Source organism: Herbaspirillum sp. BH-1, from assembly GCF_002870055.1.
Classification (GTDB): Bacteria; Pseudomonadota; Gammaproteobacteria; order Burkholderiales; family Burkholderiaceae_D; genus Herbaspirillum; species Herbaspirillum frisingense.
On record NZ_PKOI01000027.1, the window covers coordinates 1 to 19,169 of the forward strand.

The window sequence follows — 19,169 nt, forward strand, 5'->3', positions numbered from 1 at the left end:
GGGGCGGGCGGTGGGGAAGGGTGGGAACTTGTCGGTGGGCATGAGGGCGCAGGTGATCCAGGGGCGATACAATGCCGCATTGTAAGGCCAAGCCGACGGCGCTTGCCGAGGCGCACGCAACCGGCTACATTCTGCACCGCAGAAGAAGGCCTGCCCGGCGGGTCGTCTCTTTGCCACAGAATCAAATCTTCACCGCATCTCAACAGGAGTACGTTTTGCTCGCCATCATCCTCGCCGCCGGCTGGCCGATCTGGCCTTTGCTGATCGCTTCCATCATCGGCCTGGCGCTGGTCATCGAAAGACTGGTCTATCTGCGCCGCCCGCGCATCCTGCCGCCGGACCTGCTGGGGGAGGTGGTACGGGTCTATCAGAGCGGTCGCGTCAACGACGACGTGATCGACAAGCTGGAACAGAATTCGCCGCTGGGCCAGGTGCTGGCTGCCGGCCTGCGCAATGTCGACGCCCCGCGCGAAGTCATGAAGGAAGCCATCGAGGAAGCCGGCCAGGCCGCCGCGCACCGGCTGGAGCGCTTCCTGACCACGCTGGGTACCATCGCCTCGCTGGCACCGCTGATGGGCCTGTTCGGTACCGTGGTGGGCATGATCGAGATCTTCGCCTCGCAGAATGCGGTCGGCACCAACCCGGCGCAACTGGCGCACGGTATCTCCATTGCGCTCTACAACACCGGGTTTGGTCTGGCCATCGCCATGCCGGCGCTGGTGTTCTACCGCCACTTCCGCGCCCAGGTGGATGGCTTCGTGGTGGACATGGAGCAGCAGGCCGTGAAGTTCGTGGACATCGTGCACGACGTGCGCCGTTGATTGCGCGGAGCCGACCATGAACTTCCGCAAGGGCCGTCCCCGCGAAGACCTGGAGATCAACCTGATCCCCTTCATCGATGTGCTGCTGGTGATCGTGATCTTCCTGATGGTGACCACCACCTACAGCAAGTTCACCGCGTTGCAGGTCACGCTGCCCACGGCCGATGCCCAGAAGGCGCTGGAGCAGCCCTTCGAGATCAACATCGCCATCGATGCCAGCGGGCGCTATGCGATCAACAACAAGCGCATCCCGGCGCGTGATGCGCAGGGGCTCGCCGAGGAAATGCAGGCCGCCGTGCAGGCCAGCGGCAGCCAGCGCGACCCGGTCATCATCATCAATGCCGACGCACTGGCCACGCACCAGACCGTGGTCAACGTGATGGAGGCGGCGCGCCTGGCGGGGTATCCCAAGCTGACCTTTGCAGCGCAGTCCAGCAGCAAGTGATTTATCCACAGGCTTTTGTTTTTCGACGTGGCGTCAGGGCCTTGGCCTTGGCGCCACGCTTTTTCTTGATGACGGATTGAAACCATGGCCGATTCCAGGACCACTGCCGAAGCCATCCTGAGCCGCGCCTGGCAATCCCGTGGCGTGCTGGCCTGCGCGCTGTGGCCGCTGTCGCTGCTGTTCGGCGCCCTGGCGGCGTTGCGCCGGCTGCTCTTTGCGTTGGGCATCAAGCGCGCCGAGCGCCTGCCGGTACCGGTGATCGTGGTGGGTAATGTCTTCGTCGGCGGGACCGGCAAGACGCCTTTTGCGATCTGGCTGATCGAGGCGCTGCGGGCGGCCGGTTTGCATCCGGGCGTGATTTCGCGTGGCTATGGAGGAGGCAACGGTGCCGGGCAGACCCTGGAGGTCAGCCCCGAGGCTGCGGCAGCGCAGGTCGGTGATGAGCCGCTGCTGATCGCCCAGCGTACCGGCGTGCCGCTGGTGGTGGGGCGGCGCCGGGTTGCTGCGGCGCGCAGCCTGCTGGCGGCGCACCCAGAGGTGGATGTGATCATCTCCGACGACGGGCTGCAGCATTACGCATTGGGGCGCGATATCGAGATCGTCCTCTCCGATGCACGGGGCGTGGGCAATGGCTGGCTGTTGCCGGCCGGCCCCTTGCGCGAGCCGGCTTCGCGCCGGCGTGATTTCTCGGTGCTCAATGTTGGCTTGCAGGGTAAGGCTCCGGCCGGCGTGCATGCCATGCGCCTGCAGGCTGACGAGGCCGTGCAACTGGCGCCACCGCAGGCGCGCAAGCCATTGGCGCAGATGGGCGAGGGCGGCGTGCGCCTGGCGGCGGTGGCCGGCATCGGCCATCCCGAGCGCTTTTTCGCCACGCTGGAAGGGGCCGGCCTGAGCTTTGCCCGCCACCCCTTGCCCGACCATTACGACTTCGCCATCGATCCCTTTGCAGGCCTTGCCGCCGATGTCATCCTGATCACGGAAAAGGATGCAGTAAAATGCAGGGCTATCGAGGCCATCCGAAACGACCCGCGCATCTGGGTCGTGCCCGTAACAGCGCGCATCGACGGCGCGCTGGCTGAACATATAGTGGAGAAACTCCGTGAACGCCCGACTGCTTGATATCCTGGTTTGCCCCATCTGCAAAGGTCCCCTGGACTACGACAAGAAAGCCCAGGAACTGATCTGCAAGGCAGACAAGCTGGCCTACCCCATCCGTGACGGCATCCCCATCATGTGGGCCGATGAAGCCCGTGAACTGGGCGCTGCGCCTGCGGCTGCTTCAGGTACTTCCGTGCCGCCGGCTCCGGCAGCCTGACCCCGATTTTCCCTTCCTGCTGCGGCTGATCCCATGACCTTCACCGTCATCATCCCGGCGCGCCTGGCTTCCACGCGCCTGCCCAACAAGCCCCTGGCCGACCTCGGCGGCAAGCCGATGATCGTGCGGGTGGCCGAGCGTGCGGCCCTGTCCGGTGCCGCACGCATCATCGTGGCCACCGATCACCACGACATCCATGCCGCCTGCCAGGCGCATGGCGTGGAGGTGGCCATGACCCGCGCCGACCATCCCTCCGGCACCGACCGCATCGCCGAGGTGGCCGCCGCCATGGATCTGGCCGAGGATGCCGTGGTGGTCAACGTGCAGGGTGACGAACCGCTGATCGACCCCGGCCTGATCGCCGCCACCGCCGCTCACATCAAGTCCGGCGTGCCCATGGCAACGGCTGCGCATGCCATCGAGAGCGCGGCCGATGCCTTCAATCCCAATGTGGTCAAGGTGGTGCTGAACAAGGAAGGCTGCGCCATGTATTTTTCGCGGGCCACCATTCCCTGGCATCGCGATGCCTTCGCCCAATCACGCGAGGTGTTGCCGGACGCCAGTGGCCCCGATCACGCCAACGAATACGTACCGCTGCGCCATATCGGACTGTATGCCTACAGCAACCGTTTCCTGCAGCTCTATCCCACGCTCACGCCGGCCCCGCTGGAACGCATCGAGGCGCTGGAACAGCTGCGCGTACTGTGGCACGGCCATGCGATTGCCGTGCATGTCACTTCGCTGGTGCCGGAAGCCGGTGTCGATACGCTCGAGGACCTGTTGCGCGTGCGCAAGCATTTCGAGGCCCCGCCCGACAGTGCCCTGGTGCAAAGCATCTCCGCACTCTGATAGGCAGATGGGCAGCCATCCTGGCATGATCCGGCGCAAGGCCGGCCGGTGCCGCTTGCTGTAAGTTCCCTGTCAAGCTGACAGGACACAATCAGGGCCAGGAGACTGCTTAAAAATCAGGCGTTTGTCATGGTTCGGTAAGATTTTGTGGTAAGTTTCGTCCCGGAGCTGACGCAAACGGCGCGCAAACAAGCTGCATAACCGTGTAGATGGCAGGCATCCTCTGTCATCCCGTCGCAAAAGAATTCAAGCATTCAAATTTTCAAAAACCTCAATTTAGGAAACCCTATGCGCCTCATCCTTTTAGGAGCGCCTGGTGCCGGTAAAGGCACGCAAGCCACTTTTATCAAGGAAAAATTCAACATTCCGCAGATCTCCACCGGCGACATGCTGCGTGCTGCGGTGGCGGCGGGTACCGAGCTGGGTATCGCCGCCAAGAAGGTGATGGATGCGGGTGGTCTGGTTTCCGACGACATCATCATCGGCCTGGTCAAGGACCGTCTGCAACAGCCGGATTGCGCCAATGGCTACCTGTTCGACGGCTTCCCGCGCACCACCCGTCAGGCTGACGCCATGAAGGAAGCCGGCGTGGCCATCGACTACGTGCTGGAAATCGACGTCCCCGACAGCGCCATCGTCGAGCGCATGAGCGGCCGTCGCGTGCACCCGGGTTCGGGCCGCAGCTACCACGTCAAGTTCAACCCGCCCAAGGTCGAGGGCAAGGATGACATCACCGGCGAAGCGCTCGTCCAGCGCGACGACGACAAGGAAGAAACCGTCAAGAAGCGCCTGTCGGTCTACCATGACCAGACCGAAGTGCTGCTGGGCTACTACGGCAAGTGGGCCGAATCGGGCCAGCCGGGTGCGCCGAAGTATCGCAAGATCGCCGGCGTGGGTCCGGTGGAAGAAATCAGGGATCGTGCATTTGCCGCCCTGGCGGAGTAAAGTAAAGCGGACTACGGTCCGCTTTTTTTTTAGCCTTTTGAAGGCTGACACAAAGAGCGGAAGAGCTCGAAAACTAATAAATCGATAGATCGCGGCAGATCGCGGTCAATCGGCGAGGTCAATCGGAATTGGTCGCCGTCCGCACCCGCCCGAGGGTGTGGCGGTCGCAGCCCCGGCAAGCACAACAACTCCAATAAGAAGGGCGACGTAATTTGCAGGCGCAGTATCGGCGGTGATGCGTGGGTGACAGGGCAGCGATGCCCGACCCGGGCGCCACGGCGGATGTTCGTGATTGTTGATGAGTCGTGATAACAAAAGGAGATAAAGATGGCACTTGCCCTGTGGTTTGCCATTGCCTGCGGCATTGTCGCGGTGATCTATGGCCTCGTCTCGCGTAGCTGGATTCTCAAGCAGGACCCCGGCAACCCCCGCATGCAGGAAATCGCACTGGCCATCCAGCAGGGCGCGGCGGCCTATCTGGCGCGGCAGTACCGCACCATCGCCATGGTCGGCGTGGTGCTGCTGATCGTCATTGCCCTCATCCCCGGACTGGGCTGGCTGACCGCCGTCGGCTTCCTGCTGGGGGCGGTGCTGTCGGGCGCCTGCGGTTTCATCGGCATGAATGTCTCGGTGCGGGCCAATGTGCGCACCGCCCAGGCAGCCACGCGGGGCATGAACGAGGCGCTCGCCGTGGCATTTCGTGGCGGGGCGATCACCGGGATGCTGGTGGTGGGACTGGGGCTGCTGGGAGTGTCGCTGTTCTTCTGGGTCCTGTATGTCTATGGACAGGGGCGCGCGGCCAGTCTGCACGACGCCATCCAGCCGTTGATCGGGCTGGCTTTCGGGGCCTCGCTCATTTCCATCTTTGCCCGCCTGGGCGGGGGGATCTTCACCAAGGGTGCCGATGTGGGCGCCGACCTGGTGGGCAAGGTCGAGGCCGGCATTCCCGAGGACGATCCGCGCAATCCGGCGGTGATCGCCGATAACGTCGGCGACAACGTGGGCGACTGTGCCGGGATGGCGGCCGATCTGTTCGAGACCTACGTGGTCACGCTGATCGCCACCATGCTGCTGGGTACCCTGGTGCTGCAGGGCATGGAGACGCTGGCCGTGCTGTATCCGCTGGCGCTGGGCGGGGTGTCGATCCTGGCCTCCATCGTCGGCTGCGCGATGGTCAAGGCGCAGCCGGGCAAGAAGATCATGTCGGCGCTCTATACCGGCTTGTGGTGGTCGGCCGGGCTGTCGCTGGTAGGCTTCGCGCTGGTCACCTGGCTGCTGCTGCCGCCCGAATTGCGCGTGCCGCTGATGGGCGCGGCGGTGGTTGGCATCGTGCTGACCGGCCTGATGGTCTATATCACCGAGTACTACACCGGCACCGACTTCAAGCCGGTGCGCCATATCGCCGAGGCCTCCACCACCGGTCATGGCACCAACATCATCGCCGGGCTGGGTGTGTCGATGAAGTCGACCGCCTATCCGGTGCTGGCGGTGTGCGCGGCGATCCTGGTGTCGTACTGGCTGGCGGGCCTGTATGGCATCGCCATCGCGGCAACCGCCATGCTGTCCATGGCCGGCATCGTGGTGGCGCTGGATGCCTATGGCCCCATCACCGACAATGCCGGCGGCATTGCCGAGATGTCCGGCCTGCCTGACTCGGTGCGGGCCATCACCGATCCGCTGGATGCGGTGGGCAATACCACCAAGGCCGTTACCAAGGGCTATGCCATCGGTTCGGCCGGGCTGGCGGCGCTGGTGCTGTTCGCCGATTACACGCATGCGCTGGAATCGGTGGGCAAGACGGCCAGCTTCGACCTCTCCAGTCCGGCGGTGATCATCGGGCTGTTCATCGGCGGCCTGATTCCCTACCTGTTCGGCGCGATGGCGATGGAAGCGGTGGGGCGGGCGGCCGGCGCGGTGGTGGTCGAGGTGCGGCGCCAGTTCTGCGAGATCAAGGGCATCATGGATGGCAGCGGACGGCCGGAATACGACAAAGCGGTCGACATGCTGACCTCCTCGGCCATCCGCGAGATGATCCTGCCGTCACTCCTGCCGGTGATCGTGCCGATCCTGGTGGGCCTGCTGCTGGGGGCCTCGGCGCTGGGCGGCCTGCTGATGGGCACCATCGTCACCGGCCTGTTCGTGGCGATCTCGATGACCACCGGTGGCGGCGCCTGGGACAACGCCAAGAAATACATCGAAGACGGTCATCACGGCGGCAAGGGTTCCGATGCCCACAAGGCGGCGGTCACGGGTGACACCGTGGGCGATCCCTACAAGGACACGGCGGGACCGGCGGTCAATCCGCTGATCAAGATCATCAACATCGTAGCGCTGCTGCTGGTGCCGCTGTTGCCGAACATCCCTAACTGAGCCGGTCTGCAGTCGTGCAATTGTCGCCGCGCCGATAGTCGGGGCGCGGCGGCCTGCGCATAATCTCCGCCACCACGGAATCGCCATGCCCGGCAGACATTGCCAGGCCGGCCGATCCGTCAAATAATGCGGCCTGAGGCATCACCTCATCATCAGGCCACGGCGACCCGGGCCATCCGTCCGGGTCAGCGAGATAAAAAACAGGAGACTCCATGCGTATCGAAGGAAATGTTTTCATCGTCACCGGCGCAGCATCCGGTCTGGGCGCGGCCACTGCGCGCATGATCGCCGCCGCCGGCGGCAAGCCGGTGCTGGCCGACCTGAACCAGGAAACCGGCAGCGCGCTGGCGCAGGAACTGGGCGGCGTCTTCGTGCGCTGCGATGTCAGTTCCGAGGACGATGCGCAGGCGGTGGTGCAGGCCGCGCAAGGGCTGGGCAGCCTGCGCGGCCTGATCAATTGTGCCGGTATCGCCCCGGCCGAAAAGCTGATCGGCAAGAACGGTCCGCATACCATGGCGCTGTTCATGAAGACGCTCAACATCAACCTGGTCGGCAGCTTCAACATGGCGCGCTTCGCGGCCGATGCCATGGCCAAGGGCGAGGCGCTGGCGGAGGGCGAGCGCGGCATCATCATCCACACCGCCTCGGTGGCGGCGTATGACGGCCAGATCGGGCAGACCGCCTATTCGGCCTCCAAGGGCGCCATCGTGGCGATGACCTTGCCGATGGCGCGTGATCTGTCGCGCAGCGGTATCCGGGTCATGACCATTGCCCCCGGCATCTTCGAAACGCCGATGATGCTGGCCATGCCGCAGGAAGTGCTGGACTCGCTGGGCCAGGCCGTACCCTTCCCGCCGCGTCTGGGGCGCGCCACCGAATACGCGCAACTGGCCAGGAGCATCATCGAGAACGTGATGTTGAACGGCGAGACCATCCGTCTGGATGGGGCCATCCGCATGCCCCCCAAATAGGCCGCATTTCCCTGCCAATTCTCTTGTCCACAGCGCGGGCGCTGCTGATAAGCTGCCCGCATGGAGACAATGGAACATAAAACAGGCTTGATCCTGACCGGCGGCGGCGCACGGGCGGCCTATCAGGTGGGGGTGCTCAATGCGCTCTCGATGATCCTGCTCGAAGCCGGCTGGCCGGTACACAGCAATCCCTTCCCCATCATCTGCGGCACGTCGGCCGGTGCCATCAACGGTACCGCGCTGGCCTGCCGCGCCGATGATTTCGGCGAGGCCGTGCGCGAGCTGATGGCGGTATGGAGCAACTTCCAGGTGGAGCAGGTCTACCGCGCCGATTCACTGGGCGTGATCCGCTCCGGGGCGCGCTGGCTGTCGTTGTTCTCGTTCGGCTGGCTGCTGCGCAAGTGGCGCGCCAACCCGCCCAACTCCCTGCTGGACAACACGCCCCTGGTGAGCATGCTGCATCGCCTGCTGGACTTGCCGCGTCTGGATGCCGCGCTGGCGGAAGGACAGCTGCATGCGCTGGCGGTGACCGCCTCGTCCTATACCAGCGGCCAGCACATCACCTTCTATCAATGCGCCGAGGAAATCGAGCCCTGGCGGCGCACGCAGCGTCTGGCCATCCGCGACCAGATCGGCATCGACCATCTGTTGGCCTCGTCGGCGATTCCCTTCATCTTCCCGGCCATTCCCGTGTATATCGACGGGCGCTGCGAATACTGCGGCGATGGTTCCATGCGCCAGATCGCACCGATCTCGCCGGCCATCCACCTGGGCGCGACCAAGGTGCTCATCATCGGCGCCGGCCGCATGGGCGAGAAAGGCGAGCAGGCGCCCACCAATACGCCCCACTATCCCAGCCTGGCGCAGGTGGCGGGGCATGCGATGTCGGGCATCTTCCTGGATGGCCTGTCGGCCGACATCGAACGCATCAACCGGGTCAACCAGACCCTCTCGGTGTTGAACGAGGAGCAGCGTCGCCACACGCCCTTGAAACCCATCCGCACCCTGGTGATCTCGCCCTCGCACCGCATCGACAGCATCGCCAGCCGTCACGTGAGCAGCCTGCCGCGCCCGATCCGCACCATGCTGGGCGGCATCGGCGCGACCGAGGCCCGTGGTTCGGCATTGGCGTCCTACCTGTTGTTCGAACAGAGCTTCACCAACGAGTTGATCGCCCTGGGCGAGAGCGACACCTACGCCAAGCGCGAGGAAGTGCTGGCCTTTTTTGAACCGGACACGGTGCAATTGCTCCAAGCCTCTGCCTGATTTGCTGCCGGTCAAGCCCTGGCCCTGCCGTGGTTGCCTAGCTGAAAGCAACAAGTTAATCTACCGGGTGCTGTTGTTTTTAATTGACAAAATTGCAATTCATAGAATAACCACGGACCACGCAGATGCGAGCTCGATTCATTTCTTCGATATTCATGAAGCTTTGGCTGGTGCTGCTCACCGCCCTGATGCTGGCCGCGCCCGTGCATGCACGTGGCCCGGAGCCGGGCGGTCTGCCCGAAGTGAACCTCGACCAGCTGCCGCGCGAGGCCCAGCAGACCATGGCCCTGATCCGCGAGGGCGGGCCTTTCCCGTATGAAAAGGATGGTGCCGTCTTCGGCAATTACGAAGGGGTTTTACCCAGGCAGAAGCGCGGGTATTATCGCGAATACACTGTCAAGACGCCGCGCGCCCGCAACCGGGGCGCCCGACGCATCATCAGTGGCGGGGATCCCAAGTCTTCCGGCGAATACTATTACACGAGCGATCACTACAAGAGCTTCCGCCGGATCCGCGATTGATCGCGGTCAGGCAGCAGGGCAGGGCACCGGGCCCTGTCGCAGCACGCGTGTCAGCCCAGGTCAGCCAGATCAACCACGACAGCCACACAGCCCCGCCTATGGATACTGAAGGGAGAATGAGTTTGTTTAAAACGGTGCCGCCCAATATCGTGCAGTCCATTCGCGCCTTCCGCGTGAACGAGCTGCAGCAGGAGGCCGCGCATCTGGAGCAGCATTTTCTCTATGCCTATTGTGCCGAGGCCGTCACCAAGCAGCAGGTGTTGAGCACCATCGCCAGCGCCTTCCATTTTCCCCGGCATTTCGGCAAGAATTTTGACGCTTTGCATGATTGCCTGACCGACCTGACCCACAAGGCCGGCAAGCAGATCGGCTTCGTCGTGGTGCTGGAGCAACTGCCCAATACCCAGAAGTTCGACAAGGAAGCCCGGGAGACCCTGCTGGACGTGTTCCGCGATGCCGCCGATTACTGGGCCGAAAAGAAGGTGCCGTTCCGGGTTTTCTATTCCTTCCAGTAAATTGCGCAGCAATCCGGGCACATCCCGGCACATTCGGGGTACATCCGGATAAACCATTTACGCCACGCTCAGCCTTTCGCATTGTGAAAAACGGCGGCAGCCGGGCCGGCAGCAGGTACAATGCGACCCCATGAGAAGCATCGTCATCCTGATTTCCGGACGGGGCAGCAATATGGAAGCCATCGTCCGTGCCGCACAGGCCGAGCGGTGGCCTGCCAGAATCGCCGCCGTCATCAGCAACCGCGCTGATGCCAGTGGCCTGGAATTCGCCGCCCGGCACGGTATTGCCACCGCCGTCATCGCCAATCGCGACTATCCCACGCGTGATCTGTTCGACGCCGCACTGCGCGATCGCATCGATGCGTTTGCCCCTGACCTGGTGGTCCTGGCCGGCTTCATGCGCATCTTGACGGCGCCTTTCGTGGACCATTACCAGGGCCGCATGCTCAACATCCATCCGTCCCTGCTGCCCAGTTTTCCGGGCCTGGCGACGCACCGGCAGGCCTTGGCCGCCGGCGTGAAGCTGCATGGCGCCACGGTGCATTTCGTCACGCCCGATCTCGACCACGGCCCCATCGTGGCCCAGGCGGCCGTGCCGGTGCTGGAAGAGGACAGCGAGGAAACGCTGGCCCAGCGCGTGCTGGAACAGGAACATGCGATCTACCCGCGCGCCGTGCGCTGGTTCATCGACGGCCGCCTGATACTGGAGGGCGCCCGCGTGCGCCTGACGGGCGCGGCCTGAATTGCCTGCCGGCCGTGGCGGCCTGCGCATCACTTATCTTGAATTGAAACTGAAGGACCTAGCATGAGATTGCCTCCCGCGATCATTCCCCATACCGAAGAACTGCTGCGCGAAGTGCTGCGCTTCACCGGCCCGGCCGACGTGACGCTGTCGCGTTATTTCCGCGACAACCCGCGTCTGGGCAGCCGCGAACGCGGCGTCATCGCCGAGGCCGTCTATGGCCTGCTGCGCAACAAGACGGTGCTGACCAACTTCGCCGAGTCCGGCATCGGTCCGATGATGCGCCGCCTGGCCCTGCTGGGCCTGGCCGATGCTGTCGGTGCCGAATCCATCGCCGGCCTGCAGGAAGGCGAGGCCGAATGGCTGGAGCGTGTGGCCCAGATCGATCGTACCCAGCTGGCGCCGCAGATGCGCAGCAACCTGCCGCCCTGGCTGTGGGACAAGCTGGTGGCCCGCATGGGCGAGGCGGCTACCCTGGAACTGGCCGACGCCATGAACCGCCCGGCCCCGCTGGACCTTCGCGTGAACACCATCAAGTCGGACCGCGACACCGTCATCGCCGAACTGGCCAAGGCCCCGGTGGCCTGTGAGCCGACCCCGTATTCACCACTGGGCCTGCGCGTGTTCAAGAAACCGGCGCTGCAGAACATCCCGGTGTTCAAGGAAGGCGCCATCGAAGTACAGGATGAAGGCAGCCAGTTGCTGGCCCAGATCGTCGGCGCCAAGCGCGGTGAGATGGTGGTCGATTTCTGTGCCGGCGCCGGTGGCAAGACCCTGGCCCTGGGTGCGCTGATGCGCAATACCGGTCGCCTGTATGCCTTCGACGTGTCCGAAAAGCGCCTGGCCAAGCTCAAGCCGCGCCTGGCGCGCAGCGGCCTGTCCAACGTGCACCCGGTGGTGATCGCCCACGAGAACGACGCCAAGGTCAAGCGCCTGGCCGGCAAGCTCGATCGCGTGCTGGTCGATGCGCCCTGCAGCGGCCTGGGCACCCTGCGTCGCAACCCCGACATGAAATGGCGCCAGTCCGTGGAAACCCTGGGCGAGATGCGCGCCAAGCAGGGCTCCATCCTGGCCAGCGCGGCCCGCCTGGTGCGCCCGGGCGGTCGCCTGGTGTATGGCACCTGCAGCATCCTGGAAGAAGAGAACGACGAAGTCATCGCCGACTTCCTGCAGTCGCACCCGGATTTCATCCTGCGTCCGATGAGCGAGGTCCTGGCCGAGCAGAAGATTGCGCTGGACATGGGCGACTACCTGAAGTTGCTGCCGCACCTGCATCAGACCGACGGCTTCTTTGCGGCCGTGCTGGAGCGCCGCGCGGCATGAAGCGCCTGATGCGCCTGGCTTCTGTGCCGGTCCTGACGGTCGGGCTGCTGCTTGGCCTGGCCGCCATCCCCTGCGCCCAGGCCAGGGAATCCCTGCCGCCACCGCCGGTGGTGGCCGCGCAGGGCACGATCCAGTCGGCCTTCGCTCCCTGGGACGACATTGAAGCCCTGATCGTCAGCCAGCTCGACAGCGCCCGGCGCCAGATCCTGGTGCAAGCCTATCTGCTGACCAGCCGGCCCATCACCGATGCCCTGGTGGCCGCCCGCAAGCGCGGCATCGATGTGCGCGTGCTCATGGATGGCGGGCAGCTGGACAAGAACGCCAACGACCGCCTGCGCCAGCTGCGCGGTGCCGGCATCCCGGTCTGGCTGGAGACTGCCTACCGCAGTGCCCATAACAAGGTGATCGTCATCGATGCCAGCCTGGCCTCGGCCACGGTGATCACCGGTAGCTATAACTTCACCTGGTCGGCCCAGCACAAGAACGCCGAGAACATCCTGGTCCTGGGCAAGAATCCGCCACTGGCCGCGCGCTACGCCGCCAACTGGCAACGCCACCGGCAGGATGCCGAAGCGGCGCCTTGAAGCGTCGAGCCTGAGCTGACCGTCGACAGCGGCCTTTCATGACCCCATGACCGACCATTTCTTCTCCCTTTTCACTGATCCCAGCCCGGTTGACCTGTTGCGCCAGCTGGTGGTGATCGTCCTCTCGCTGCTGGGCGGTATCTGCCTGTCGCGCTGGCTGCGCGCGCGTTTCGTGCTGCCCTCCGACCAGGAAGAGCAATCCCTGGTGATGCAGATCGGCGTCAAGAGCTTCGCCCGTGTGCTCTCGCCGCTGCTGGCACTAGGCCTGCTGACGGCCGCGTACTTCATCCTCAAGCGCGGTGGCCACGGGGTCTCGCTGTGGGAAATCATGTTCCCGCTGGCCGTCGCGCAGGTGGCGATGCGCTTCGTGTTCTATGTATTGCGAGGGATCTTCGTCAAGGACGCCACCGTGGGCGCGCTGCTGCACCTGTCGGAAAAGCTGATCGCGCTGCTGGTCTGGCTGTGCGTGGTGCTGTGGATCACCGGCCTGTGGCCGGACTTCGTCGATTATCTCGATACCACCACGCTGCCGCTGGCGCGCCACAAGGTGTCGCTGCTGACCATGCTGCAGGGCGCGGCCTCGGTACTGGTGACGCTGATCATCGCCCTCTGGATAGGCACGGTGGTGGAAAACCGGCTGATGAAGTTCAGCGGCATGCACTCTTCGCTGCGCACGGTGGTGGCTCGCATGGCGCGTGCGCTGCTGATCCTGATCGCCTTCCTGGTCAGCCTGTCGCTGGTGGGGATCGACCTGACCGTGCTGTCGGTCTTCGGCGGTGCGCTCGGCGTGGGTATCGGTCTGGGCCTGCAGAAGATCGCCAGCAGTTATGTCTCCGGTTTCGTGATCCTGCTGGAACGCAGCATGGTCATCGGCGATATGGTTGCAGTGGAGAAATATTTTGGCAGGGTCACCCAGATCAACTCCCGCTACACCATCCTGGAAGGGCTGGACGGTATCGAGACGGTGTTGCCCAATGAGCTCTTTGTCTCCAATGCAGTACAGAACTATTCCTTGACGCATCGCATTGTACGTTTGTCTACACAAGTTACAATTCTGTACCAGGATGATGTGGAAACGGTCTTGTCCATCATGGAGCAGGCCGCACTTGGGGTAGAGAGAGTCTCCCAGCAGACCGCGCCGCATGCGCTGCTGATCAAGATCGGCGTCGATGGGCTGGATCTGGAGCTGGGGTTCTGGATCACCGATCCTGAAAACGGGCGCCTGAATGTCCTTTCCGACGTCAATCGTGCGATCTGGAAAGCCTTCAAGCAACATGGCATCCAGGTGGCCCATGCCAAGCGCGACATTCGCATCATGGATGAGCGGAGCTTCCGCCAAAGTACGCCCCGGGAAAATCCTGATGGTCCGGAGCCGAAGAATTCGCGTACAATACCCGGCACTTAAAAGAAAATAAAACCATTTTCACGGAACAAGTAATATCCCGATTTGTAGTCCGATAGTTGTTTTCTATTTGGAGTTGTACTGATGACCCTTGATGCGATCCTCGACTTTGTTGCCAACGGCCTGCTGCATGCATCCGGTTGGCAGATTGTCATCTACACACTGGTGATGACCCACATCACCATCGTGGGCGTGACTCTCTACCTGCATCGTTGCCAGGCGCACCGCGCGCTCGAACTGCACGCGATCCCCAGCCACTTCTTCCGTCTGTGGCTGTGGATGACCACTGGCATGGTGACCAAGGAATGGGCTGCCATCCACCGCAAGCACCACGCCAAGTGCGAGACCGAAGAGGACCCGCACAGCCCGCAGACCCGCGGCATCAACAAGGTGATGTGGCAGGGTGCCGAGCTCTACCGCAATGAGTCCAAGAATGCCGAGACCATGGAAAAGTTCGGTCACGGCACTCCGGACGACTGGATTGAACACAACATCTACAGCAAGTACGGCTGGCAGGGTGTGGGCATCATGCTGATCATCGACGTGCTGCTCTTCGGCGCCATCGGCCTGACGGTCTGGGCCGTGCAGATGGCCTGGATTCCCTTCTGGGCAGCCGGTGTGGTCAACGGCTTGGGTCACTTCTGGGGCTACCGCAACTACGATTGCAATGATGCAGCCACCAACCTGTTCCCGATCGGCATCATCATCGGCGGCGAGGAAATGCACAACAACCACCACACCTTCGGCACCTCGGCCAAGTTCTCGGCCAAGTGGTACGAGTTCGACATCGGCTGGATGTACATCCGCATCCTGGAAACCTTCGGCCTGGCCAAGGTCAAGAAGGTGGCTCCGGTGCCCAAGTTTGATCGTCAGAAGTCCGTGATCGACCTGGATACGCTGCAATCGGTCATTTCCAACCGTTACGACGTGACGGCCAAGTATGCCCGTTCGCTGAAGACCGCCTGGCAGGACGAGCTGGACCACTTGATCGAGAAGGCCAAGCTGGAATCGCGCTTCCTGAAATCCTCCAAGAAGCTGCTGCAGCGTGAGCCGGGCCGCCTGGAAGATGGTCAGAAGCAGCAATTGTCCGAGCTCTTCGCCCACAGCAAGGCGCTGCAGACCATGCATGAAATGCGCATCGAACTGAGCGCCATCTGGGAGCGTTCGCATTCGACCCGCGAACAGCTGCTGCAGCAACTGCAGGACTGGTGTGCACGTGCCGAAGCCTCGGGCGTGAAGGCTCTGCGCGACTTCGCCCTGCGCCTGCGCAGCTACGCATGATTTTCCAGCCCGGTCAGGCCGGGATGTGAATGAAAAATCCCCGCAGAGCGATCTGCGGGGATTTTTTCTTTGGGCGCCGGTCAGGGATATGAACAATCGTCCGCGCCGGGTCAGGGGCTGCAGCGGCGCTCGCGCCGGTAAGCCCGGCAAGGTGGGAGCGTGGACGTAGCGTCCAATGACGGATGGCCGGCTGATCCCGCAGCCTTGCGCCCGCTGCCGAGCAGAAAGAGCGGTGCTCCCTTCCAGAAAGTGGAGGAGGGCGACCGGCGCCAGGCAATAAAAAACCCGCAGATCGCTCTGCGGGTTTTTTACTGGAATATCCAGAGACCGGGATCAATTACTTGATCTTGGTTTCCTTGTATTCGACGTGCTTGCGCGCCTTGGGATCGAACTTCATGATGCTGATCTTTTCGGGCGTAGTACGCTTGTTCTTGGTGGTGGTGTAGAAGTGACCAGTACCTGCGGTCGACTCCAGTTTGATTTTGTCGCGGCCGGATTTCGCCATGATAGATTTCCTTTACTCTGCTAATTAGACTTTTTCGCCACGAGCACGCAGATCGGCCAGAACGGCATCGATGCCGATCTTGTCGATCACGCGCAGGCCGGCGTTGGACAAACGCAGCGAAACCCAACGGTTCTCGGATTCGACGAAAATGCGGCGATTCTGCAGGTTGGGCAGGAAACGACGCTTGGTCTTGTTGTTTGCATGGGAAACGTTGTTGCCGACCATCGGCCCCTTCCCGGTGACTTGGCAGACACGTGCCATGTGAGACTCCTTAAAAATTTCCGAATTTGGGAAAAACGAGAGTATATGGAAAAAACTCAGGTTTTTCAATGACTTGCATAAAACAATTGTGTCTTGATCTTGGGTGTTTATTTAACAATTTGCGGCAGCATGGCTGCGCAGGCCTGGAGCATCGGGCTGCCGGCCTTGCTCCATGCGGGTTTGCGGCTGATGAGGCCGGTTTGGCTCACAGTTGGCCGTGGTCGGCGAAGGAGTACAGACGTGTCTCGGCCACCACGAAATGGTCCAGCAGATCCACGCCGATGATGTCCAACGCCTCATCCAGCGCCTTGGTGAGTTCCAGGTCGGGCGTGCTGGGCTCGGGATCGCCAGATGGATGGTTGTGGGCCACGATCACCGAGGCCGCATTGTGCCGCAGCGCCGCCTTGACCACTTCACGCGGATACACCGCCGTATGATTGAGCGTGCCGCGAAACAATTCCTCGGTACCGATCAGGTGACCGCGTATATTGAGGAAGAGGGCGACGAAACATTCATATTCCTTGCCCTTGAACATCAGCTTCAGGTAGTCGCCCACGGCGCGGCTGGAGTTCATGACCGATCGTTTCTTCAGCTGTTCGTGGATCACCCGCCGTGACAGTTCCAGCGCCGCCCGCAACTGGCTGCATTTGGCCGGACCCAGGCCGTCGCCCAGGTCGCTGTTCTTGTGGGCGGCATCGAAGAGTTCATCGAGGGTGCCGAAACGCTGCAGCAGCCCATGGGACAGGTCCATCACGTTCTTGCCGGGGATGCCCACCTGCAGGATGATCGCCAGCAGTTCGGCGTCCGACAGGGCTGTCGGCCCATGCTGGATCAGGCGTTCGCGTGGCCGTTGTTCCTTGGGCCAGGCTGTCAGGGTCATGCTCATGTCGTTGTGCTCCTCTAAGAAGATGAAATGAAGATCACGGGGGAGAGGATTTGCGCAGGCGCAAGGACAGGGCAGGGAACTGCATGTGGAACCTCAGCGCCGTGAAGCCTCCAGCGGCGCGCCGGTCCAACGTGGCTTACAATAGCGGGTTCCTGTGCACCTTCGAATACCTGTCATGTCCAGCCCATCCGTCCCCGTCGTCACCGAAAACGCCTACCTCACACTGCATTACCGCCTGGCTTCGCTGGAGGGGGAAGATATCGTCAGCACCTTCAACGAAAACCCGGCCACGCTGCAATTCGGCCAGGGCCAACTGGCCCCTTTCCTGGAAGCCTGCCTGCTGGGCCTGCCGGAAGGTGCGCACCAGACCTTCGAACTGGCGCCGGCCCAGGCCTTCGGCGAGCGCAGCGATGAACTGGTCCAGCGCATCTCGCGTGCCACGCTGGACGAGAACTCGTCCATGGACGAGCAGTACCGCATCGGTGACCTGGTGGATTTCGCCGCCCCCGGTGGCGGCCGCTTCGCCGGCATCCTGCGTGCAATGGATGATGATGGCGCAATTTTCGACTTCAATCACCCGCTGGCCGGGCAGACGTTGAAGTTCGAGGTGAAAATCATAGGAATCCTGTAAGCGCCTCGATAATTGGCGATACTGCGCTCGCGATGTTTTGAAGAATCAAGGGAATTACCATGACCATGGCTAAAGCCGAATCCGAAATCCTGCTGGCCCAGCCCCGTGGTTTCTGCGCGGGAGTGGACCGCGCCATCGAGATCGTCGAACGCGCCCTGGCGCAGTTCGGCGCCCCCATCTATGTGCGCCATGAGATCGTGCACAATGCCTATGTGGTCAGCGACCTGCGCGCCAAGGGCGCAGTGTTCATCGAGGAACTGGCCGACGTGCCGGCCGGCAGCACTGTCATCTTCTCGGCACACGGCGTGTCCAAGGCGATCCAGGCCGAGGCGGCCGAACGCGGCCTGACCGTGTTCGACGCCACCTGTCCCCTGGTCACCAAGGTGCACATGGAAGTGGCCAAGATGCGCCGCGAAGGGCGCGAGATCATCATGATCGGCCACGCCGGCCACCCCGAAGTCGAAGGCACCATGGGCCAGACCGAAGCCGGCATGCATCTGGTGGAAACGGTGGACGACGTCGCGCGCCTGCAGGTGGCCGACCCGGCGCTGCTGGCCTATGTCTCCCAGACCACGCTATCGGTGGACGACACGGCCGAGATCATCGCCGCCCTGCGCGAGCGCTTCCCGGCCATCTCCGAACCCAAGAAGGGCGATATCTGCTACGCCACCACCAACCGCCAGGAAGCCGTGAAGTTCATGGCGCCGCAAGTGGATGTGGTGATCGTGGTGGGCAGTCCCAACAGCTCCAACTCCAACCGCCTGCGTGAACTGGCCGAAAAGAAGGGCGTACCGGCCTTCATGGTCGACAACGCTGCCCTGATCGATCCGCAATGGATCAGCGGCCGCCAGCGCATCGGCGTCACTGCCGGCGCCTCTGCGCCGGAAGTGCTGGTGCAGGCCGTGATCGATCGCATCAAGGAAATCGGTGCCCGCAGCGTCCGCGTGCTGGAGGGGATCGAGGAAAACGTCACCTTCCCCCTGCCCAAGGGCCTGGGCGCGCGCGGTACTGCTGCCGAGACCCACTGAGTACCTGCGAGCTGGCGGCCGTATCGACTGTTGCGGCCGCCACAATCGCTCCAACCGCTCCAACCGCTCCCAGGCTTGCTGACGCAAGCCTTTTTTATTGGGAATGTGCCTTGCCGGAGCCTGTGGCAGATTTGCCCCATGGTTCAATGGTCTTACCGCGATTTCTTGTGTAACAGCCGATTGTTTGTGCGCGATTGTTGGCCGCTTCTGCGTATAATTCCGCACCATTATCGACACGCCGCCCAAAAGGCGGCTCCCGCGCAAGCCCTCTCCAAAGAGGGCGGAGCGCCGCAAATGCGGCGCAACCAGAGACAGGGAGACACCACCATGCACGTCCATCTGCCTACCGGCGCGCGCCGGTGCATCCGGTCCCGGCCGCCCAGTTGCCGCTCCCGTGGCGCTTCCTGGTCCTGCCCCCGCCGCCCTGGCGGCGACAGCAGCTGATCCCCACTTCATTTCCTCCCGAATCCGACGACTGTTTCGACGGTGCGCTATCGCCTTTTATAGG

At 62.9% G+C, this 19,169-nt stretch carries 21 protein-coding genes; 18 read left to right on the forward strand and 3 right to left on the reverse strand.

Features of this window, described 5'->3' with window-relative positions:
• Positions 1–215 precede the first annotated feature (215 nt).
• From HBH1_RS22885 to HBH1_RS22965, 16 genes are all read left to right on the forward strand, one after another.
• Positions 216–821 carry a MotA/TolQ/ExbB proton channel family protein gene (locus HBH1_RS22885; protein ID WP_006463747.1) on the forward strand — a complete coding sequence of 202 codons (606 nt, stop codon included), beginning with the start codon at positions 216–218 and terminating at the stop codon, positions 819–821.
• A 16-nt stretch (positions 822–837) separates the two neighbouring features.
• The gene (locus HBH1_RS22890; protein WP_006463746.1) at positions 838–1,266 is read left to right on the forward strand and encodes an ExbD/TolR family protein; all 429 of its coding nucleotides are present in this window, start codon (positions 838–840) and stop codon (positions 1,264–1,266) included.
• An 84-nt stretch (positions 1,267–1,350) separates the two neighbouring features.
• Positions 1,351–2,385: a tetraacyldisaccharide 4'-kinase gene (lpxK, locus tag HBH1_RS22895; protein WP_102664515.1), complete on the forward strand. Its 1,035-nt coding sequence runs from the start codon at positions 1,351–1,353 to the stop codon at positions 2,383–2,385.
• Positions 2,366–2,581 carry a Trm112 family protein gene (locus tag HBH1_RS22900; protein WP_077236536.1) on the forward strand — a complete coding sequence of 72 codons (216 nt, stop codon included), beginning with the start codon at positions 2,366–2,368 and terminating at the stop codon, positions 2,579–2,581. Before lpxK ends, HBH1_RS22900 begins: the two co-directional genes overlap by 20 nt.
• A gap of 33 nt (positions 2,582–2,614) precedes the next feature.
• Positions 2,615–3,430: a 3-deoxy-manno-octulosonate cytidylyltransferase gene (gene kdsB / locus HBH1_RS22905; RefSeq protein WP_102664516.1), complete on the forward strand. Its 816-nt coding sequence runs from the start codon at positions 2,615–2,617 to the stop codon at positions 3,428–3,430.
• A 288-nt stretch (positions 3,431–3,718) separates the two neighbouring features.
• Positions 3,719–4,375, forward strand: coding sequence for an adenylate kinase (adk, locus tag HBH1_RS22910; protein WP_006463742.1), 657 nt, complete (start codon positions 3,719–3,721; stop codon positions 4,373–4,375).
• Between the two features lie 327 nt (positions 4,376–4,702).
• Positions 4,703–6,745, forward strand: a complete 2,043-nt coding sequence (locus tag HBH1_RS22915) for a sodium-translocating pyrophosphatase (RefSeq protein WP_199181644.1) — start codon at positions 4,703–4,705, stop codon at positions 6,743–6,745.
• A 212-nt stretch (positions 6,746–6,957) separates the two neighbouring features.
• On the forward strand, positions 6,958–7,716 hold the full coding sequence (locus tag HBH1_RS22925) for an SDR family NAD(P)-dependent oxidoreductase (RefSeq protein ID WP_102664519.1): 759 nt from the start codon (positions 6,958–6,960) through the stop codon (positions 7,714–7,716).
• A 60-nt stretch (positions 7,717–7,776) separates the two neighbouring features.
• Entirely contained in the window at positions 7,777–8,982 is a 1,206-nt protein-coding gene (locus tag HBH1_RS22930) for a patatin-like phospholipase family protein (protein ID WP_102664520.1), read from the forward strand.
• 125 nt (positions 8,983–9,107) lie between these two features.
• Positions 9,108–9,503 (forward strand): guanyl-specific ribonuclease, encoded by a 396-nt coding sequence (locus tag HBH1_RS22935; protein WP_102664521.1) that lies wholly within the window; start codon positions 9,108–9,110, stop codon positions 9,501–9,503.
• A gap of 47 nt (positions 9,504–9,550) precedes the next feature.
• Positions 9,551–10,018, forward strand: coding sequence for a barstar family protein (locus tag HBH1_RS22940; RefSeq protein ID WP_233207686.1), 468 nt, complete (start codon positions 9,551–9,553; stop codon positions 10,016–10,018).
• A 130-nt stretch (positions 10,019–10,148) separates the two neighbouring features.
• Entirely contained in the window at positions 10,149–10,760 is a 612-nt protein-coding gene (gene purN, locus HBH1_RS22945; RefSeq protein ID WP_102664522.1) for a phosphoribosylglycinamide formyltransferase, read from the forward strand.
• A gap of 63 nt (positions 10,761–10,823) precedes the next feature.
• Positions 10,824–12,083: an RsmB/NOP family class I SAM-dependent RNA methyltransferase gene (locus HBH1_RS22950; RefSeq protein ID WP_077236531.1), complete on the forward strand. Its 1,260-nt coding sequence runs from the start codon at positions 10,824–10,826 to the stop codon at positions 12,081–12,083.
• 8 nt (positions 12,084–12,091) lie between these two features.
• The gene (locus HBH1_RS22955; protein WP_233207687.1) at positions 12,092–12,667 is read left to right on the forward strand and encodes a phospholipase D family nuclease; all 576 of its coding nucleotides are present in this window, start codon (positions 12,092–12,094) and stop codon (positions 12,665–12,667) included.
• 46 nt (positions 12,668–12,713) lie between these two features.
• Entirely contained in the window at positions 12,714–14,072 is a 1,359-nt protein-coding gene (locus HBH1_RS22960; protein ID WP_102664524.1) for a mechanosensitive ion channel family protein, read from the forward strand.
• Positions 14,073–14,153: 81 nt separating this feature from the next.
• Positions 14,154–15,350 carry a DesA family fatty acid desaturase gene (locus HBH1_RS22965; protein ID WP_006463732.1) on the forward strand — a complete coding sequence of 399 codons (1,197 nt, stop codon included), beginning with the start codon at positions 14,154–14,156 and terminating at the stop codon, positions 15,348–15,350.
• A 337-nt stretch (positions 15,351–15,687) separates the two neighbouring features.
• Here HBH1_RS22965 and rpmG read toward each other — a convergent pair whose 3' ends face one another.
• The 3 genes from rpmG to radC all read right to left on the reverse strand — a co-directional run bounded on the left by rpmG (position 15,688) and on the right by radC (position 16,996).
• Positions 15,688–15,855 carry a 50S ribosomal protein L33 gene (gene rpmG, locus HBH1_RS22970; RefSeq protein ID WP_006463731.1) on the reverse strand — a complete coding sequence of 56 codons (168 nt, stop codon included), beginning with the start codon at positions 15,853–15,855 and terminating at the stop codon, positions 15,688–15,690.
• Positions 15,856–15,879: 24 nt separating this feature from the next.
• Positions 15,880–16,116 (reverse strand): 50S ribosomal protein L28, encoded by a 237-nt coding sequence (rpmB, locus tag HBH1_RS22975; RefSeq protein ID WP_006463730.1) that lies wholly within the window; start codon positions 16,114–16,116, stop codon positions 15,880–15,882.
• Between the two features lie 205 nt (positions 16,117–16,321).
• A complete protein-coding gene (radC, locus tag HBH1_RS22980; RefSeq protein WP_199181646.1) occupies positions 16,322–16,996 on the reverse strand; it encodes a RadC family protein in 675 nt (224 codons plus the stop codon).
• A gap of 181 nt (positions 16,997–17,177) precedes the next feature.
• Here radC and HBH1_RS22985 point away from each other — a divergent pair, with 181 nt between their 5' ends.
• The gene (locus HBH1_RS22985) at positions 17,178–17,633 is read left to right on the forward strand and encodes an FKBP-type peptidyl-prolyl cis-trans isomerase (RefSeq protein ID WP_006463728.1); all 456 of its coding nucleotides are present in this window, start codon (positions 17,178–17,180) and stop codon (positions 17,631–17,633) included.
• A gap of 59 nt (positions 17,634–17,692) precedes the next feature.
• The gene (gene ispH / locus HBH1_RS22990) at positions 17,693–18,661 is read left to right on the forward strand and encodes a 4-hydroxy-3-methylbut-2-enyl diphosphate reductase (protein ID WP_077236528.1); all 969 of its coding nucleotides are present in this window, start codon (positions 17,693–17,695) and stop codon (positions 18,659–18,661) included.
• Positions 18,662–19,169: the final 508 nt, after the last annotated feature.

Bases quoted from the DNA above. Each gene is read 5' to 3' on its own strand.
- HBH1_RS22955 (WP_233207687.1), top strand. From the start codon at position 12,092: ATGCGCCTGGCTTCTGTGCCGGTCCTGACGGTCGGGCTGCTGCTTGGC.
- HBH1_RS22950 (WP_077236531.1), top strand. From the start codon at position 10,824: ATGAGATTGCCTCCCGCGATCATTCCCCATACCGAAGAACTGCTGCGC.
- HBH1_RS22985 (WP_006463728.1), top strand. From the start codon at position 17,178: ATGTCCAGCCCATCCGTCCCCGTCGTCACCGAAAACGCCTACCTCACA.
- HBH1_RS22965 (WP_006463732.1), top strand. From the start codon at position 14,154: ATGACCCTTGATGCGATCCTCGACTTTGTTGCCAACGGCCTGCTGCAT.
- adk (WP_006463742.1), top strand. From the start codon at position 3,719: ATGCGCCTCATCCTTTTAGGAGCGCCTGGTGCCGGTAAAGGCACGCAA.
- lpxK (WP_102664515.1), top strand. From the start codon at position 1,351: ATGGCCGATTCCAGGACCACTGCCGAAGCCATCCTGAGCCGCGCCTGG.
- rpmB (WP_006463730.1), bottom strand. From the start codon at position 16,116: ATGGCACGTGTCTGCCAAGTCACCGGGAAGGGGCCGATGGTCGGCAAC.
- HBH1_RS22925 (WP_102664519.1), top strand. From the start codon at position 6,958: ATGCGTATCGAAGGAAATGTTTTCATCGTCACCGGCGCAGCATCCGGT.
- HBH1_RS22935 (WP_102664521.1), top strand. From the start codon at position 9,108: ATGCGAGCTCGATTCATTTCTTCGATATTCATGAAGCTTTGGCTGGTG.
- HBH1_RS22915 (WP_199181644.1), top strand. From the start codon at position 4,703: ATGGCACTTGCCCTGTGGTTTGCCATTGCCTGCGGCATTGTCGCGGTG.
- purN (WP_102664522.1), top strand. From the start codon at position 10,149: ATGAGAAGCATCGTCATCCTGATTTCCGGACGGGGCAGCAATATGGAA.
- rpmG (WP_006463731.1), bottom strand. From the start codon at position 15,855: ATGGCGAAATCCGGCCGCGACAAAATCAAACTGGAGTCGACCGCAGGT.
- ispH (WP_077236528.1), top strand. From the start codon at position 17,693: ATGACCATGGCTAAAGCCGAATCCGAAATCCTGCTGGCCCAGCCCCGT.
- HBH1_RS22960 (WP_102664524.1), top strand. From the start codon at position 12,714: ATGACCGACCATTTCTTCTCCCTTTTCACTGATCCCAGCCCGGTTGAC.
- kdsB (WP_102664516.1), top strand. From the start codon at position 2,615: ATGACCTTCACCGTCATCATCCCGGCGCGCCTGGCTTCCACGCGCCTG.
- HBH1_RS22930 (WP_102664520.1), top strand. From the start codon at position 7,777: ATGGAGACAATGGAACATAAAACAGGCTTGATCCTGACCGGCGGCGGC.
- radC (WP_199181646.1), bottom strand. From the start codon at position 16,996: ATGACCCTGACAGCCTGGCCCAAGGAACAACGGCCACGCGAACGCCTG.
- HBH1_RS22890 (WP_006463746.1), top strand. From the start codon at position 838: ATGAACTTCCGCAAGGGCCGTCCCCGCGAAGACCTGGAGATCAACCTG.